The organism is Actinopolymorpha pittospori (assembly GCF_014873875.1).
Classification (GTDB): domain Bacteria; phylum Actinomycetota; class Actinomycetes; order Propionibacteriales; family Actinopolymorphaceae; genus Actinopolymorpha; species Actinopolymorpha pittospori.
Map to the genome: position 1 here is coordinate 2,170,540 of NZ_JADBEM010000001.1, position 17,711 is coordinate 2,188,250.

Consider the following 17,711-nt stretch of genomic DNA (forward strand, 5'->3'; position numbering starts at 1 on the left):
ACACGACCGCAACTCCGACACGGCCGCAACTCCGACAGACCGCAGCAGACCATGACAGACCACGACCGCGACCCGTTCGCCGGTACGCGAACGAAAGGTGAGGCATGACGTACGAGGGCATGTGGAGCACGCTGGCGCAGATCGGCCGGCACGACCGTACCGGCGGCTACCGCCGGTACACCTGGAGCGAACCGCACCGCGAGTGCGAGCTGTGGTTCCAGGAGGAGGCCGCCAAGCGGGGGTTGACGCTCGAGTCCGACGGCAACGGCAACGTCGTCGCCTGGTGGCGGCCCGACCCCGACCAGACCGAGGGCGGCGTCGTCACCGGGAGCCACCTGGACTCCGTGCCCGACGGTGGCGCGTTCGACGGGCCGCTCGGTGTGGTGTCGGCCCTCGCCGCCCTCGACCTGCTCCGCGACAACGGCGTCCAGCCCGCGCGGCCGCTCGGGATCGCGGTCTTCGCCGAGGAGGAGGGCGCGCGGTTCGGTGTCGCCTGCCTCGGTTCCAGGCTGCTCACCGGTGCCCTCCCGGCCGAGCGGGCCCGGGAACTCCGGGACGCCGACGGGGTGTCCCTGCCCGACGCGATGGAGCGGGCCGGCGCCTCGCCCGCGCTCGGGCCGTCCCTCGGCCTGCTCCACGCCCCGTCGGCGTTCGTCGAACTCCACATCGAACAGGGCCGCGGCCTCGTCGACCTGGAAGCCCCGGTGGGGGTGGCCGACTCGATCTGGGCGCACGGCCGCTGGCGGTTCGAGTTCACCGGGGAGGCCAACCACGCGGGAACGACGCGGATGGCCGACCGCCACGACCCGATGCTGACGTACGCCATGACCGCCCTCGCCGCCAACAAACGCGCCCGGCTCACCCGGACCCGCGCCACGTTCGGCCACGTCGAGGTCGAGCCCAACGCCACCAACGCCGTACCCTCCACCGTCCGCGCCTGGCTCGACGGCCGCGCCCACGACGAGGAGAGCCTGCGGGCCCTCGTGGAGGAGGTGCGCCGGCTGGCGGGCGACCGGGCCCAGCGCGACGGCACCGGTCTGGAGGTCGAGGCCGAATCGCTCACGCCCGGCGTGGACTTCGACGCCGACCTGCGTCGCCGGCTGGTCACCCGGCTCGGCGGTGCGCCGGAGCTGCCCACCCAGGCCGGTCACGACGCGGGGATCCTCGCCGCCGCCGGCGTTCCCGCGGCGATGCTCTTCGTCCGCAACCCCACCGGGGTCTCCCACTCGCCCGCCGAGCACGCCGAGGCCGCCGACTGCGTCGCCGGAGTGCACGCGCTGGCCGACGTCCTCACCGAGCTCCTCGCCCCATGAGCGGCGCGGATCCTTCGTACTGGTGCCCGTTCGCATGGCTGCCTCCGGGAGAGGTGCACGCCGGCGTCCTGGTGGAGGTCGAGGGAACCCGCATCACGTCGGTTCGGACCGGTGTCTCCGACCCGCCCGCGGCCGCCGTCCAGCTGCCCGGGCTGACGCTGCCCGGTCTCGCCAACGCGCACTCGCACGCGTTTCACCGGGCGCTGCGCGGTCGCACCCAGAGCGTGCCCACCGGATCGGCTGGTGCCGGCAGCTTCTGGACCTGGCGGGACCGGATGTACGACCTCGCCGCGCGGCTCGACCCCGACCTCTACTACGAACTCGCCGTTGCGGTCTACGCCGAGATGGTGCTGGCCGGGATCACCTGCGTCGGTGAGTTCCACTACGTCCACCACGGCCCGGGCGGCCGACCCTACGACGATCCCAACGCGATGGCCGACGTCCTGATCGCGGCGGCGAGGGACGCCGGCCTGCGGATCACGCTGCTCGACACGTGTTACCTCACCGGCGGGATTGGCTCGCCTCTCACCGGTGTGCAGGAACGGTTCGGGGACGGCGACGCCGCGCGGTGGGCGGCGCGGGTCGACTCGTTGCGCGACCGGTACGCCGGGGCGGAGGACGTCGTGGTCGGTGCCGCCGTCCACTCCGTGCGCGCGGTGCCCGCGGACCAGCTCCCGACGGTGGCGGGGTGGGCCAACACCCACGCCGTTCCGCTGCACGTCCACCTGTCCGAGCAGCGCCGCGAGAACGCCGACTGTGTCGCGGCGTACGGCGTCCAGCCCACCGAACTGCTCTTCGACCACGGCGTCCTCGGGCCGCGGACCACCGCCGTCCACACCACGCATCTCGACGACGGTGGTGTCGGGTTGATCGCCGGTTCGGACACGACCGTGTGCCTGTGTCCCACCACCGAACGAGACCTCGCCGACGGCGTCGGCCCGGCCGGCGCACTTCGTCGGGCCGGCGCGGAACTCGTGCTCGGCAGTGACAGTCACGCGGTGGTGGACATGTTCGAGGAGGCCCGCGCCCTGGAACTCGACGAACGTCTCGTGACAGGGCGCCGCGGTCACTGGCCGGCGGGAGCTCTGCTCGCCACCGTCACCGAGGTCGCGCACCGCTCACTCGGCTTCTCCGACGCCGGCCTGATCGAACCCGGCGCGCGAGCCGACCTGGTGAGCGTTCGGCTGGATTCCGTACGCACCGCCGGTGCGGAGCCCGCGCAGGCGGTCGACATGGTGGTGTTCGCGGCCACGGCGGCCGACGTCGACACCGTGGTCAGCGGAGGCGTCCGAGTCGTCGAGGCTGGCCGACACCGCCGCTACGACGACCTCGCCAGCCGACTCGACGCGATGGTGCGCGCGCTCTGGTGACAGGCCGTCGGGTCGGGGTTGGGACCGACATCGACACACGACCGGAACCAGAACCGCACCCGAACCGAGCCTGAAACCGAACTCGAACCGGACCCCCACTGCGCCGCGACTACGACCCGGTCGCGACCCGGTTCCGCCCTGATCGCGACCCGGTTCCGCCCGGGTTCCGACCTTGACTTCGTGCTTGACCCTCCCGCGAGTCGGACCTGACCTCGGCTTGACTTCGGCTTGACTTCGACCTGGCCCCGGAAAGCGGTGTCACCGAGTGGTCCGGCGACACGCCGTGGAGCGGTCGTCACGCTCGACGTCCGGGCGTGTCGCAGCTGCCTGGGTGAAATTCACCGTATGTCATGCTTTGTCGCTCGAATCCGGCAGCGCAGTGTGAGGCGGAGATCACGCTTAGGTAGATATATACGGACGGTGCATGGTTTTCCCCAAGTCGTGTAGTGGGTCCCCCTGAATTTGCTCTAGGCTCCCGTCTGTTTTCTCATCCCAGACGACATCCCCCGGGGGGTCACACGTGAGATCGCGTCGCCTGGTCGGCGGTCTTGCAGCCCTAGCCACCGCGGTAAGCGGTTCGGCTCTGGTTGCGATGGCCGCGCCGGCCAACGCGGGCTCGACTACGAGTCCCGCGTTCGGTACGAGTCCCGCCGCCCTGGTGCAGCAGCGTGGCACCGATGGTTCGGTCCGGGTCCTTGAGGCCAAGGGCGCTCCCATCGCGCGCCCGACGGGCGTGTCCGCCAACGCCAAGCCGGAGACGGCAGCGAAGGCGCACCTCGCTACTTACGCACGGGCGTTCAGCGTGCCGGCCAACGAGCTCAAGGTCGACAGCACGGCCAAGCTCGACAACGGCACCGCGGTCCGTTTCGACCGCAGCCACGACGGCATTCCGGTCTTCGGCGGCCAGCTCGTGGTGTCGCTCGACAAGTCCAACAACCTCGAGTTCATCGTCGGTGAGGCCGGTGGCCAGCCCGCCAGCTCCTTCCCGACGCTGAACAAGCTCACCGAGGCCAAGCTCTCCGGCGTTGCCAAGAAGGTCGTGGCGGTTCGGGAGAAGCTCGGCTCGACGGCGGGCCTGCAGGTCGAGGCGCAGGGCAAGACCTGGTACGACGGCAGCCTCCTCGGTGTTCCGGGTGCGGAGGGCGTCAAGCCGGTCTACGGCTTCAAGGTGAGCTCCGCCTCCAAGGCCATCCAGTACCAGGTGATGGTCAACGCCTCCACCCAGAAGGCGGAGTTGGCCTACTCGCTCAACCGCGAGGCCCTCAACCGCGTCATCTGTGACGCGAAGGGCCAGGTTGTCCAGGACGCCACCTGCGACGGCACGAAGAACGCCTACGCTCGCTCCGAGGGTCAGGGCCCGTCCTCCGTCGAGGACGTCAACAAGGTCTACGACTTCTTCCACGAGACGGCGGTCCGCTACGCCAGCTACACCAATCTCGACCTGACCAGCTTCATCGGCGCCGACTACGGCGACGGCAAGGGCAAGGCGCTGCGCGCCACGGTCCGCACCTGCCTCCCGCAGTACGCGTGCCCGCTCGAGAACGCCTTCTGGGACGGCACCCAGATGATCTTCGGTCAGGGTGTCACGACCGACGACGTCACCGGCCACGAGCTGACCCACGGCGTCACCGAGCACACCTCCAACCTCGCTTACCTGTTCCAGTCGGGTGCGATCAACGAGGGCCTGTCCGACGCCATGGGTGAGATCACCGACTTCACCAGCGGCGACGCCGACGACACGGCGGCCAACCGTTGGAAGATGGGTGAGGGTTCCTCCCTCGGCGTCATCCGTGACATGAAGGACCCGACGGCCTACGACCAGCCCGACAAGATGACGTCGGACCTCTGGTTCGACGACCCGACGATGGGGGACAACGGCGGCGTCCACTACAACAGTGGTGTCTTCAACAAGGCCGTCTACCTCATGACCGATGGTGACACCTTCAACGGTTACACCATCCGCGGCCTGGGCCCGGCGAAGGCGTTCAAGATCACCTGGACGCTGATGAACCTGCTGACGCCCGGTGCCGACTACAAGGACATCTCCTACACCCTGCCGCTGTCCTGCCGTAAGAACATCGGCCGGAGCGGCTCCTTCATCACCGAGGACGACTGCCAGCAGGTCGACAAGGTGGTGCGGGCAACCGAGATGTTCAAGGACCCGGTGCGTGGTGCGGCGAAGAACGTCGGTTACTGCGCGACCGGTGAGACCGTGAACGCGGTCTACACCCAGGGCTTCGAGAACAAGAACAGCGGCTGGACGTTCGACGCCAACTGGCTCCTCGCCAGCGAGACGGCGCCTGACTTCTACCACTACGCCACGGTCGGTAAGGACTCCGCGGTGGCGTGGACGGTCGCCGGCGACGACATCTTCCTCACGCAGAACACCGGCGTGGAGATCCCCGAAGGTGGCTTCGCCCGGTTCGACAACGCCTACCTGCTCCAGGACGACGATGGTGCGGCCGTCGAGTACAACGACGGTTCCGGCTGGAAGCCCGCGGCCGACCTGCCCAACGTCAACGGTGAGGACACCGCGGCCGCCGAGCTCGGCGGTGGAAAGAGCTTCGCGGGTAACTCGTTCGGCTTCGGCGGCACGAGGTACGACCTCTCCAGCCTGGCTGGCGAGACCGTGAAGTTCCGCTTCCACTCCAAGGTCGCCACGAACAACTCCTCGTGGTGGGTCGACAACTTCAAGATCTACTCCTGCAGCTGAGCCTCACCGCTCCAGCAGCTCCAGAGGGCCCCAGGATCACTCGCTTCGGCGGGTGGCCTGGGGCCCTCGCCCTGTTTCCGGAACCGAGGCGCCGCGCCCGCCCTCATCGGCCGCCCTCATCGGCCCCACGGAGTCCCAACCCAGGTAATGAGTCGCTCGCTCCCCAGGTAATGGAGCCCCTTCCCCATCTAGTGAGTAGACGCCGGGTGAACGGCCGGCCGGCCCCGAATCGGACTGTGACCGTGTCGGAACTGTCCGTTTTCGCCCCTTGCGTTAACAGATGGGCTTTACCACACCATGGGTAGGCAATACGTCCGATTTGCGACTAAGCTCGCCGGGCACGATCTAACTCCAACGATGGGGGTTCCTTGTGAAGTACCGACGCACAGTCGGCGGCTTGGCCGCCCTGGCGACGGTTGTCAGTGGCAGCGTGCTCGCGCTTGCCACACCGTCTTTCGCCGGCACGATGTCCGGCCCGAGCTTTCCTGTGCAGGGCAGCAGCCAGGACAGCTCGATCAGGATCCTCAAGGGGTCCGACGGTACCGTCACCGGCGTAGCGGCCAAGGGGTCTGCGATCGCTCTGCCGAAGGGTTCGAGCGAGTCGCCGGAGGACGCGGCAAAGGCCCACCTCGAGCGCTTCGCGAGCAAGCTCGGTGTGGACCCCTCCGGGCTGAAGCCGGTCGCCTCCAACAAGGTGTCCGGCGGCAACGCCGTCAAGCTGCAGCAGTACATCAACGGTGTGCCGGTTGTTGCTGGTGAGGTCATCGCCTCCCTCGACTCCAAGAACCAGCTCCAGGCGCTCCTCGGGGAGACCGCCAAGGGTTCGGTCGAGTCGACGAAGAACCTGCTCGGCGAGGCCAAGGCGACGTTGGTGGCGAAGAAGTACGTCGCTGCCAAGGCCAAGGTCTCCGCTATCGGCCTCCAGGCCAAGAGCGAGGGACGTTGGATCTACAACCCGGAGCTGCTCGGTGCGCCCGGCGCGCCGGTCAACCGGGAGACGCTGAAGGTCCAGGTGTCCAACCGCGACCACACCGTTGACTACACGGTCTTCGTCGACCGCGGATTCAACACGGTCGCGCTCGCGGTCACCAACAACCACGCGGCGCTCAAGCGCAATGTGTGTGACCTCGACAACAAGGACGTCGGCGCGCTCGACGGCGCCGTCTGCGACGGCACCAACATCCCCTACGCCCGCCAGGAAGGCGGCGCTCCCTCGGGGATCGCGGACGTCGACCGGGTTTACGACAACCTGGGCGAGGTCGCCAAGTGGTACGCGTCGTACGCCAACCTCGACGTGTCCGCGCTGATCGGCGGAAGCAACAAGACGCTCACCGCCACCACTCGGGTCTGCGCGACGCAGGCTCAGCAGGGCTGCCCCCTCGCCAACGCCTTCTGGAGCGACCCGCTCGGCCAGATGGTCTACGGCGACGGTGTCACCGGACTGGACGTCACCGGCCACGAGCTGACCCACGGTGTGACGTCCCGCACCTCCGGTCTCTACTACGCCTACCAGTCGGGTGCGATCAACGAGTCGATCTCCGACACCATGGGTGAGCTGATCGACCTCGCTCAGAACCCGGACAAGGTCAACAGCGACCAGGCGTGGCTGATCGGCGACGACATGGACCCGGCGTCCCCCGACCTGCCGGCTCCTCTGCGCAGCATGAAGGACCCGGGCGCCTTCGGGCAGCCCGACAGCATGACCTCCTCCGACTGGGACGCTGACTCCCAGTTCCTCGACTCGGGCGGCGTGCACACCAACAGCGGGCCGGGCAACAAGACGGCCTACCTGATCGCCCAGGGCGACAACTACAACGGCTACGACATCCGTGGTCTGGGTCTCGCGAAGACGTTCAAGATCTACTGGACGGCTGAGAACCTCATGACCTCCGGTACGGACTACAAGGACCTGTTCAACGTCCTTCCGCTGTCGTGCCGCAAGAACATCGGCAAGTCCGGCACCTTCCTCACCGAGGACGACTGCGCGCAGGTCGACAAGGCCGTCCGCGCGACCGAGCTCTACAAGGACGCGGCCAACTCCGCTCCTGTGGCGACGCCGTACTGCGAGTCTGGTAACCCCAAGGCTTCGTACTCCCAGACCTTCGACGCTGCTTCCTCCGACTGGACGCTCGCCAGCGGCGCTGGCCTGATGGCGTCGGACTTCGGCATCGACTACGTCAACTCCGGCAAGGACGCTCTCGGTCTGTTCACCGAGAACGGCCGGGTGAGCAACGGCTCGGCGACGTCGAAGGCCCTGAAGATCCCCGCCTCGAGCTGGCTGCGGCTCGACCTGGCGACGTTGTTCTCCCTCTACCAGCCGCTCGATGGAACGTCTGGGAAGCTGGAGTACAACGACGGTTCCGGCTGGAAGGCCGCCAGCACCCTGTCCGGCTCGGTGAACCCGGGCCCGTGGACCGGCCACTCCAACGGCTGGGCTTCGGCGAAGTACAACCTCTCGTCGCTGTCGGGCAAGAACGTTCAGTTCCGCCTCTCGATCACCGGTGAGACCGGCGACGCCAACAACCCGGTGTCGGTCATGGCTGTGGACAACTTCAAGGTCTACTCCTGCAGCTGATCGGCGATTGACCGGTTGACCGGCTGACGCTGGTCGCCACCGCATCGCGGCGAAGGGCCCCGAGTTCCGCTTCTGGCGGGCTCGGGGCCCTTCCGCATGTATCGGGATGTGTCGGGCGGAGCGGCCCGGCGAGCCGCCGGCCTTCGAGGCCGGCGGCAGCGCAAGGCGGCCCGGTCCGGAACGGGTGCCCGCCGCACCGGCCCGGCTACCCCTGCACCTTGCTCGCGATGCGTGACCGACAGGTCCCGGAACGTCCCGGCGAGAGCCTCGCGATCCCGGTCGAAGGCGCGCCCATGGACGGAGACCCTCGGGGCGGGTGGGTGAGGTCCCTGGTGTCCCCCTGAGGTTGAGTCGAGTGCACTCAGCTCTCTTGACCGAATCGAGTGCGCTCGGCAAGATTGAGCGAGCTAGACTCAAGGTCGGCCAAGTCGGACCCCGGTCCGGCGACGGCGGGCACGACACCGACTACTCACTACGACACCACATCCCACCCGCCCCCCAACGAAGGCGGCGGCACGACGCACGGAGGCTAGGCGTTATGGCTCGTTCGGTTGGTATTGATCTTGGTACGACGAATTCGGTGGTGGCGGTTCTTGAGGGTGGGGAGCCGACGGTGGTGACGAATGCGGAGGGTGCGCGGACCACTCCGTCGGTGGTGGCGTTTGCGAAGAATGGTGAGGTGTTGGTGGGGGAGGTGGCGAAGCGGCAGGCGGTGACGAATGTTGATCGGACGATTCGTTCGGTTAAGCGTCATATGGGGACTGACTGGTCGACTTCGGTGGATGGTAAGCCGTTTACGCCGCAGCAGATTTCTGCGTTTATTTTGCAGAAGTTGAAGCGTGATGCGGAGGCGTATTTGGGTGAGCCGGTGACGGATGCGGTTATTACTGTGCCGGCCTATTTTTCGGATGCGCAGCGTCAGGCGACGAAGGAGGCTGGTGAGATCGCTGGTTTGACTGTTCAGCGGATCATCAATGAGCCGACTGCGGCGGCGTTGGCGTATGGGTTGGACAAGGAGCACGACCAGACGATTTTGGTGTTCGATCTGGGTGGTGGCACCTTCGATGTCTCGTTGTTGGAGATTGGTGAGGGTGTGTTTGAGGTCAAGGCGACTTCTGGTGACAACCATCTGGGTGGTGATGACTGGGATTCCAAGATCGTGGACTGGTTGGTGGGGCAGTTCAAGAACAAGCAGGGGATTGATCTGGGGGCGGACAAGATCGCGAAGCAGCGTCTGACGGAGGCTGCTGAGAAGGCGAAGATCGAGTTGTCGTCGGCGTCGGAGACGCAGATTAATTTGCCGTACATCACGTTGGGTGAGTCGGGTCCGTTGCATTTGGATGAGAAGTTGTCGCGGGCTGAGTTCCAGCGGATGACGGGTGATTTGTTGGAGCGGTGTCGGCGTCCGTTCCAGCAGGTGTTGAAGGATGGTGGGGTGGAGATCGCCAAGATCGATCATGTGATTTTGGTGGGTGGTTCTACTCGGATGCCTGCGGTGGCGGATCTGGTGCGGGAGTTGACGGGTGGTAAGGAGCCTCACAAGGGTGTGAACCCTGATGAGGTGGTGGCGATTGGTGCGTCGTTGCAGTCGGGTGTGTTGCGGGGTGAGGTGAAGGACGTTCTGTTGTTGGACGTGACTCCGCTCTCCCTCGGAATCGCGACCAAGGGCGGCGTCTTCACCAAGATCATCGAGCGCAACACGACCATCCCGACCAAGCGCTCCGAGGTGTTCACGACCGCCGAGGACAACCAGCCGTCCGTCATGATCGAGGTGTTCCAGGGCGAGCGCGAAATGGCGCGCGACAACAAGTCCCTCGGAAACTTCGAGCTCACCGGACTTCCGCCCGCGCCGCGCAACGTCCCCCAGATCGAGGTCGCGTTCGACATCGACGCCAACGGCATCGTGCACGTGTCCGCGAAGGACCTGGGCACCGGTCGTGAGCAGAAGATGACCGTGACCGGTGGTTCGGCACTGCCCAAGGACGACATCGACCGGATGGTTCGAGACGCCGAGCAGTACGCCGAGGAGGACCGTAAGCGCCGCGAGGCCGCGGAGCTGCGCAACCAGGCGGACACGCTGGTCTACCAGACCGAGAAGTTCATCGCCGACAACCCCGACAGCGTCCCGGCCGACGTCAAGACCGAGGTCGAGCAGGACGTCTCGGCGCTGAAGAAGGCGCTCGAAGGCGAGGACGCCGACGCGTTGAAGACGGCGTTCGACAAGCTCTCGGAGTCCCGCACCAAGATGGGCGCCGCGATCTACGCCAACGCCCAGCAGTCCCAGGGCGCCGGCGCCACCGCAGGTGAGGGCACGGACGCCGGCACGCCCGGCGGCTCCAACCAGAACGACGACGAAGATGTGGTCGAGGCCGAGATCGTCGACGAGGACAAGCCGGCCGGCGGCAACACCGATGAGGGGCAGGGCGGTCAGAAGTGACGCAGGCCGAGGAACACGAAGGTCCCGTGGTCCGCGACCGACGGCGTATCGACCCGCAGACCGGTGAACTCCGCGAGGGGGCGCGCACGTCCGCGTCCCCGGCCGGAGAGGCTCCGGACGCGTCTGCGGAGGTCGAGGCCGAAGAAGGTGCAGAGGCTGCCGAGGTGGAGGCACTGAAGGTCGCACTCGCCGAGCGCACCAACGACATCAAGCGCATCCAGGCGGAGTACGTCAACTACAAGCGGCGAGTCGACCGCGACCGGCAGGCCAACCAGGACCTCGCCGTGGGCGGCGTCCTCACCGAACTCCTGCCCGTCCTGGACGACATCGGCCGCGCCCGCGAGCACGGCGAGCTCTCCGGCGGCTTCAAGGCGGTGGCCGAGGCGCTGGAGTCCAGCCTCACCAAGCTCGGCCTGGTCAAGTACGGCGAGGTCGGTGAGGAGTTCGACCCACGCGTGCACGAGGCACTCATGCACGCCTACTCCGACGACGTCACCGGGCCGACCTGCTCGGCGATCCTGCAGCCGGGATACCGGCACGGCGAGCGCATCCTGCGTCCGGCGCGAGTCGCGGTGGCCGAGCCCACTGCCGGGCTGCCGGCGGAGAACGGCGAAAGCGTCCAGAGCGCGGAGCAGGGAGACACTTCGGAGACGGGCGGTCCGGGTGACCGGCAGGGCCCGTCCGACGGCGGCTGAGCAGAAGGGGAGGTGAGGGGCACCAATGGGCACGAAAGAGTGGCTCGAGAAGGACTTCTACAAGGTGCTCGGCGTCTCCAAGGATGCTTCCGCCGAGGAGATCAAGAAGTCGTACCGCAAGCTGGCCCGACAGAACCACCCGGACGCCAACCGGGGTGACGCCAAGGCCGAGGAGCGCTTCAAGGAAGTGTCCGAGGCCTACTCCGTCCTCTCCGACCCCGCCAAGCGGAAGGAGTACGACGAGGCCCGGTCGCTGTTCGGGGGCGCCGGTGGCTTCCGGTTCCCGGGCGGCCAGGGTGGTCAGGGCGGCGGGGGTTTCCCGTTCGACCTGGGCGACATCTTCAACCAGCAGGGCGGCAACCGCACCGGCGCCGGTGGCGGCGGACTCGGCGACATCCTCGGTGGCATCTTCACCGGTGGGAAGACCCGGACCCCGCCAGGCACCCGTCCCCGCCGTGGTGCCGATGTCGAGACCGAGGTGAGCATCGGCTTCCGCGACGCGGTGGACGGGGTCACGGTCCCGCTCCGCATGACCAGCGACGCGCCGTGTCCGGACTGTTCGGGCACCGGCGCGAAGGCCGGCACCATGCCGCGGGTCTGTCCGGACTGTGAGGGCGTCGGTATGCGGGCCACCTCCCAGGGCGGCCGGCTGGCGATGACCGAGCCGTGCCGTACCTGCCGTGGTCGGGGGCTCGTCGTCGACAACCCGTGCCCGACCTGCCACGGCTCCGGTCGTGGCACGTCGTCGCGGACCATGCAGGTCCGGATCCCCGCCGGTGTCTACGACAACCAGCGGATCCGGCTGCGGGGCAAGGGCGCCGCCGGTGAACGCGGCGGCCCGTCCGGCGACCTGTACGTCACGGTGCACGTCCAGCCGGACGAGCGGTTCGGCCGCAAGGGCGAGCACCTCACCATCACCGTGCCGATCTCGTTCCCCGAGGCGGCTCTCGGTGGCGAGGTGACCGTGCCCACGCTCAACGGCCAGACGGTCACCCTGAAGGTCCCCGCGGGCACGCCCAACGGCCGCACCTTCCGAGTCCGCGGCAAGGGCAGCGCGCGCCGCGACGGCACCAAGGGAGACCTGCTGGTCAGCGTCGAGGTCGTCGTTCCCGAACACCTCGACGAGAAGGCCAAGGAAGCTCTCGACGCCTATCGCAAGGCGACCGGCGCCGATGATTCCGACCACGAGTACGACGGGAAGGAAGGCGTCCGATGACGGGTACCCGGTCCGACCCGACGGGAGGCCTCGGTGGCTCCCGTCGGGCGCGGGCGGCGTTCGACATGACGATGGACGCCGAGACGCCGGTCTACGTGATCAGTGTGGCTGCCGAGCTCACCGGGCTGCACCCGCAGACGCTCCGTACCTACGACCGGCTCGGCCTGGTGACGCCGGGCCGGTCGGGGGGCGGCGGGCGGCGCTACTCCCTGCGTGACATCGAGACCCTGCGCCACGTCGCCGAGCTCACGGCGGCGGGCATCGGGCTCGAGGGTGTGAAGCGGATCCTCGAACTCGAGGCGCTGGCCGAGTCGCTGACGGCTCGGGTGGCCGAACTCGAGGAGGCGCTCGACGACGCCCAGGTGATGCTGGAACGGGCCGCCGAGCAGGCGGCCTACCTCCCTGAGCTCATGCCGCGTCCCAGCCAGGCCGTCGTGGTCTGGCAGGGACGGGCGCGGCGTCGGCGGTAGGGCACGGCCCTGGATGCACCGGACGAGCACCACTATGACCATCAAGTTGAGTGGAATGGACTCAACTTTTCGACCGTTCTACCTGTCGACGACGAATCGTTGAGATTGACGGGGTTGCCACGACCATGGATGCGCAGAAGCTGACGACCAAGAGCCAGGACGCACTCTCGGCCGCGATCCGACGGGCCGCAAACAGCGGAAACCCCTCGGTCGAGCCGGTCCACGTACTCCTCGCCCTGCTTGCCGACTCCGAGGGCACGGCCAGTGGCCTGCTCGACGCGGTGGGCACCGACCGGAACGCCGTGGAGAAGGCCGCCACCGAGGCGGCCGAGCGGCTGCCCGCCGCGAGCGGCTCCACCGTGCAGGCGCCGGGGTTGGCTCGCCCTCTATACCAGGTGCTGCAGGTCGCACAGGACCAGGCCACCGAGCTCGGTGACGAGTACGTCTCGACCGAGCACCTGCTGGTCGGGCTCGCGACCGTCGCCAGCAGCGCCAAGGAGGTGTTGACGCGGGCCGGCGCGACCGCGGACGGCCTGCTCGCCGCGTTCGCCAAGGTCCGCGGTTCGGCACGGGTCACCTCGCCGGACCCGGAAGGCACCTACAAGGCCCTCTCGAAGTACTCCGTCGATCTCACCGACGGGGCCCGCGACGGCAAACTCGACCCCGTCATCGGGCGGGACGCCGAGATCCGCCGGGTGGTCCAGGTGCTGTCCCGGCGTACCAAGAACAACCCGGTGCTCATCGGCGAGCCCGGTGTCGGCAAGACCGCGGTGGTCGAAGGACTCGCCCAGCGGATCGTCGCCGGTGACGTACCGGAGTCGTTGAAGGGCCGCCGGCTGGTGTCCCTCGACCTCGGTTCGATGGTGGCCGGCGCGAAGTACCGCGGTGAGTTCGAGGAACGTCTGAAGGCCGTACTCAACGAGATCAAGGAGAGCGACGGCCAGATCATCACCTTCATCGACGAGCTGCACACCGTCGTCGGTGCCGGCGCGACCGGTGACGGCTCCATGGACGCCGGCAACATGCTCAAGCCGATGCTGGCCCGTGGTGAGCTGCGGATGATCGGCGCCACCACGCTGGACGAGTACCGCCAGCGGATCGAGAAGGATCCCGCCCTCGAACGCCGGTTCCAGCAGGTGTTCGTCGGTGAGCCGTCCGTCGAGGACACCATCGCGATCCTGCGTGGCCTACGGGAACGCTACGAGGCGCACCACAAGGCGCAGATCGCCGACAGTGCGCTGGTCGCCGCGGCGACCCTGTCCAACCGCTACATCACCGGCCGCAAGCTCCCCGACAAGGCGATCGACCTCGTCGACGAGGCCGCGAGCCGACTGCGGATGGAGATCGACTCCAGCCCGGTCGAGATCGACGAGCTCCGCCGGCAGGTCGACCGGATGAAGATGGAGGAACTCGCCCTCTCCAAGGAGGAGGACGCCGCGAGCCGCGAACGGCTGGCGACTCTCCGCGCCGAGCTCGCCGACCGCGAGGAGTCCCTGCGCGGTCTGGAGGCCCGCTGGGAGAAGGAGAAGTCCGGCCTGAACCGCGTCGGCGACGTCAAGCAGCGGCTGGACGACCTCCGGGTGCAGGCCGAGCGCGCCCAGCGCGAAGGCGACCTGGAGACCGCGGCGCGGATCCTCTACGGCGAGATCCCCCAGCTCGAGAAGGAGCTGAAGGCAGCCTCCGAGGCACCCCCGGAGCCGACCGACACCGTGCCGATGGTGCGCGACGAGGTCGGACCGGACGAGGTGGCCGAGGTCGTGTCCAGCTGGACCGGCATCCCCACCGGGCGGTTGCTCGAGGGCGAGACCGGCAAGCTGCTGCGGATGGAGGACGAACTCGGCCAGCGGCTGATCGGGCAGCGCCGGGCCGTGGCCGCGGTGTCCGACGCCGTACGCCGGGCCCGCGCGGGCGTGTCCGACCCCGACCGTCCGACCGGATCGTTCCTCTTCCTCGGACCCACCGGCGTCGGCAAGACGGAGTTGGCGAAGGCACTCGCGGAGTTCCTCTTCGACGACGAACGCGCGATGGTCCGCATCGACATGAGTGAGTACGCCGAGAAGCACTCGGTCGCCCGCCTGGTCGGCGCGCCACCCGGCTACGTCGGCTACGAGGAGGGCGGCCAGCTGACCGAGGCGGTGCGCCGGAGGCCGTACTCCGTGATCCTGCTCGACGAGGTGGAGAAGGCGCACCCGGAGGTCTTCGACGTCCTCCTGCAGGTGCTGGACGACGGCCGGCTCACCGACGGGCAGGGCCGCACCGTCGACTTCCGCAACGTGCTGCTGATCCTCACCAGCAACCTCGGCTCGCAGTACCTCGCCGACCCCTCACTGGAGGAGGCGAAGAAGCGCGAGATGGTGATGAGCGTCGTACGGACGTCGTTCAAGCCCGAGTTCCTCAACCGGCTCGACGAGGTGGTGCTCTTCGACGCGCTCGGGAGCGAGGAACTCACCCGGATCGTCGACCTCCAGGTGGCGGCGCTAGCCAAGCGCCTGGCCGACCGGCGCATCCGGCTCGAGGTCACCGACGGAGCGAAGGAATGGCTGGCCCTGACCGGCTACGACCCGGTCTACGGCGCCCGCCCGCTGCGACGCCTCGTCCAGTCGGCGATCGGCGACGGCCTGGCCCGCAAGCTGCTGGCCGGTGAGGTACGCGACGGCAACCGCGTCCTCGTCGACGTCAACGACGCCAACGACTCCCTTGAGATCCGGGTGGCTCCGGCCGCCCCCGTCCCGGTCCACTCACCGTGAGCCGAACGGTCGGGCCGGGTGTCTCCCGCGGGCGACACCCGGCCGCCGGCGAGGGTTCCTTCGCGCTCCCAGACCCCGGTCCACCCTGATCCCCGGTCCCTTCCTGACTCTTTCCTGACTCTTCGACGACTTCTCACCCGCGGTGCCAACCAGGCCGCGCCGCGGCTCTCCACTCATGGACAACCCAAAGCTTCGGAGGCTAGGCGTTATGGCTCGTTCGGTTGGTATTGATCTTGGTACGACGAATTCGGTGGTGGCGGTTCTTGAGGGTGGGGAGCCGACGGTGGTGACGAATGCGGAGGGTGCGCGGACCACTCCGTCGGTGGTGGCGTTTGCGAAGAATGGTGAGGTGTTGGTGGGGGAGGTGGCGAAGCGGCAGGCGGTGACGAATGTTGATCGGACGATTCGTTCGGTTAAGCGTCATATGGGGACTGACTGGTCGACTTCGGTGGATGGTAAGCCGTTTACGCCGCAGCAGATTTCTGCGTTTATTTTGCAGAAGTTGAAGCGTGATGCGGAGGCGTATTTGGGTGAGCCGGTGACGGATGCGGTTATTACTGTGCCGGCCTATTTTTCGGATGCGCAGCGTCAGGCGACGAAGGAGGCTGGTGAGATCGCTGGTTTGACTGTTCAGCGGATCATCAATGAGCCGACTGCGGCGGCGTTGGCGTATGGGTTGGACAAGGAGCACGACCAGACGATTTTGGTGTTCGATCTGGGTGGTGGCACCTTCGATGTCTCGTTGTTGGAGATTGGTGAGGGTGTGTTTGAGGTCAAGGCGACTTCTGGTGACAACCATCTGGGTGGTGATGACTGGGATTCCAAGATCGTGGACTGGTTGGTGGGGCAGTTCAAGAACAAGCAGGGGATTGATCTGGGGGCGGACAAGATCGCGAAGCAGCGTCTGACGGAGGCTGCTGAGAAGGCGAAGATCGAGTTGTCGTCGGCGTCGGAGACGCAGATTAATTTGCCGTACATCACGTTGGGTGAGTCGGGTCCGTTGCATTTGGATGAGAAGTTGTCGCGGGCTGAGTTCCAGCGGATGACGGGTGATTTGTTGGAGCGGTGTCGGCGTCCGTTCCAGCAGGTGTTGAAGGATGGTGGGGTGGAGATCGCCAAGATCGATCATGTGATTTTGGTGGGTGGTTCTACTCGGATGCCTGCGGTGGCGGATCTGGTGCGGGAGTTGACGGGTGGTAAGGAGCCTCACAAGGGTGTGAACCCTGATGAGGTGGTGGCGATTGGTGCGTCGTTGCAGTCGGGTGTGTTGCGGGGTGAGGTGAAGGACGTTCTGTTGTTGGACGTGACTCCGCTCTCCCTCGGAATCGCCTCCGGCCGGCTCTCCGGTCAGGGTGGTGTGTTCACGAAGATCATCGAGCGCAACACCACGATTCCGACGACCAAGTCGCAGATCTTCTCCACCGCTTCCGACGCGCAGCCCTCCGTGCTGATCGAGGTGTTCCAGGGCGAGCGCGCCATGGCCGCCGACAACAAGTCGCTCGGCAACTTCGAGCTCACCGGCATCGCCCCGGCGCCCCGCGGAATGCCGAAGATCGAGGTCTCCTTCGACATCGACGCCAACGGCATCGTGCACGTGTCCGCGAAGGACCTGGGTACGGGTCGTGAGCAGAAGATGACCGTGACCGGTGGTTCGGCACTGCCCAAGGACGACATCGACCGGATGATCCGCGATGCCGAGGAGTACGCCGAAGACGACCGTAAGCGCCGCGAGGCCGCGGAGCTGCGCAACCAGGCCGAGAGCCTCGTCTACCAGACCGAGAAGTTCATCGCCGACAACCCCGACAGCGTCCCGGCCGAGGTGAAGTCGGAGGTCGGCGAGGACATCGCCGCCGTCAAGAAGGCCCTGGAGGGTGAGGACGCCGACGCGTTGAAGACGGCGTTCGACAAGCTCTCGGAGTCCCGCACCAAGATCGGTGCGGCGATCTACGCCAACACCCAGCAGTCCACGGCTGCCGGCGCCGACTCGGCCGGTACGCCGGACGGCGCGACGGACGGCTCCGCCGACGGCTCGACGGGCTCCGGCCAGTCGGCGGACGGCGACGTCGTCGAGGGCGAGATCCTCGACGAGGACAAGCCGGCGGGCGAGCAGAAGTAGGCCCGCGGTTCGCGGATTCCGCGAACCAGCGTCAACGGACGAGGGGTGTGCCGGCAAGC

10 protein-coding genes are annotated in these 17,711 nt (G+C 67.4%); all 10 read left to right on the forward strand.

The annotated features are described in order from the left end of the window. Positions 1-104 precede the first annotated feature (104 nt). The 10 genes from HEB94_RS10260 (at position 105) to dnaK (HEB94_RS10305) (ending at position 17,652) form a co-directional block, all read left to right on the forward strand. Complete coding sequence (locus tag HEB94_RS10260; RefSeq protein WP_202896255.1) at positions 105-1,313, forward strand: allantoate amidohydrolase; 1,209 nt, start codon at positions 105-107, stop codon at positions 1,311-1,313. Further along, positions 1,310-2,683 carry a formimidoylglutamate deiminase gene (locus tag HEB94_RS10265; protein WP_192749679.1) on the forward strand — a complete coding sequence of 458 codons (1,374 nt, stop codon included), beginning with the start codon at positions 1,310-1,312 and terminating at the stop codon, positions 2,681-2,683. Before HEB94_RS10260 ends, HEB94_RS10265 begins: the two co-directional genes overlap by 4 nt. 592 nt (positions 2,684-3,275) lie before the next feature. After that, entirely contained in the window at positions 3,276-5,396 is a 2,121-nt protein-coding gene (locus HEB94_RS10270) for a M4 family metallopeptidase (RefSeq protein WP_192749680.1), read from the forward strand. Positions 5,397-5,793: 397 nt separating this feature from the next. Beyond that, complete coding sequence (locus HEB94_RS10275; protein WP_202896256.1) at positions 5,794-7,971, forward strand: M4 family metallopeptidase; 2,178 nt, start codon at positions 5,794-5,796, stop codon at positions 7,969-7,971. A 538-nt stretch (positions 7,972-8,509) separates the two neighbouring features. Then, positions 8,510-10,408 (forward strand): molecular chaperone DnaK, encoded by a 1,899-nt coding sequence (dnaK, locus tag HEB94_RS10280; RefSeq protein WP_192749682.1) that lies wholly within the window; start codon positions 8,510-8,512, stop codon positions 10,406-10,408. Positions 10,409-10,434: 26 nt separating this feature from the next. Further along, on the forward strand, positions 10,435-11,103 hold the full coding sequence (gene grpE / locus HEB94_RS10285; RefSeq protein WP_337917579.1) for a nucleotide exchange factor GrpE: 669 nt from the start codon (positions 10,435-10,437) through the stop codon (positions 11,101-11,103). Positions 11,104-11,128: 25 nt separating this feature from the next. Next, positions 11,129-12,319, forward strand: coding sequence for a molecular chaperone DnaJ (gene dnaJ / locus HEB94_RS10290; RefSeq protein WP_192749684.1), 1,191 nt, complete (start codon positions 11,129-11,131; stop codon positions 12,317-12,319). Further along, a complete protein-coding gene (locus HEB94_RS10295; protein ID WP_192749685.1) occupies positions 12,316-12,789 on the forward strand; it encodes a heat shock protein transcriptional repressor HspR in 474 nt (157 codons plus the stop codon). Before dnaJ ends, HEB94_RS10295 begins: the two co-directional genes overlap by 4 nt. A 125-nt stretch (positions 12,790-12,914) precedes the next feature. Further along, positions 12,915-15,536: an ATP-dependent chaperone ClpB gene (gene clpB, locus HEB94_RS10300; RefSeq protein WP_192749686.1), complete on the forward strand. Its 2,622-nt coding sequence runs from the start codon at positions 12,915-12,917 to the stop codon at positions 15,534-15,536. A 208-nt stretch (positions 15,537-15,744) separates the two neighbouring features. Continuing rightward, a complete protein-coding gene (gene dnaK / locus HEB94_RS10305; RefSeq protein ID WP_192749687.1) occupies positions 15,745-17,652 on the forward strand; it encodes a molecular chaperone DnaK in 1,908 nt (635 codons plus the stop codon). Positions 17,653-17,711: the final 59 nt, after the last annotated feature.

What these genes read in the sequence shown, in the direction of transcription:
- HEB94_RS10270 (WP_192749680.1), top strand. Translation starts at nt 3,276, where the DNA reads ATGGCCGCGCCGGCCAACGCGGGCTCGACTACGAGTCCCGCGTTCGGT.
- dnaJ (WP_192749684.1), top strand. Translation starts at nt 11,129, where the DNA reads ATGGGCACGAAAGAGTGGCTCGAGAAGGACTTCTACAAGGTGCTCGGC.
- HEB94_RS10260 (WP_202896255.1), top strand. Translation starts at nt 105, where the DNA reads ATGACGTACGAGGGCATGTGGAGCACGCTGGCGCAGATCGGCCGGCAC.
- HEB94_RS10295 (WP_192749685.1), top strand. Translation starts at nt 12,316, where the DNA reads ATGACGGGTACCCGGTCCGACCCGACGGGAGGCCTCGGTGGCTCCCGT.
- dnaK (WP_192749682.1), top strand. Translation starts at nt 8,510, where the DNA reads ATGGCTCGTTCGGTTGGTATTGATCTTGGTACGACGAATTCGGTGGTG.
- dnaK (WP_192749687.1), top strand. Translation starts at nt 15,745, where the DNA reads ATGGCTCGTTCGGTTGGTATTGATCTTGGTACGACGAATTCGGTGGTG.
- clpB (WP_192749686.1), top strand. Translation starts at nt 12,915, where the DNA reads ATGGATGCGCAGAAGCTGACGACCAAGAGCCAGGACGCACTCTCGGCC.
- HEB94_RS10265 (WP_192749679.1), top strand. Translation starts at nt 1,310, where the DNA reads ATGAGCGGCGCGGATCCTTCGTACTGGTGCCCGTTCGCATGGCTGCCT.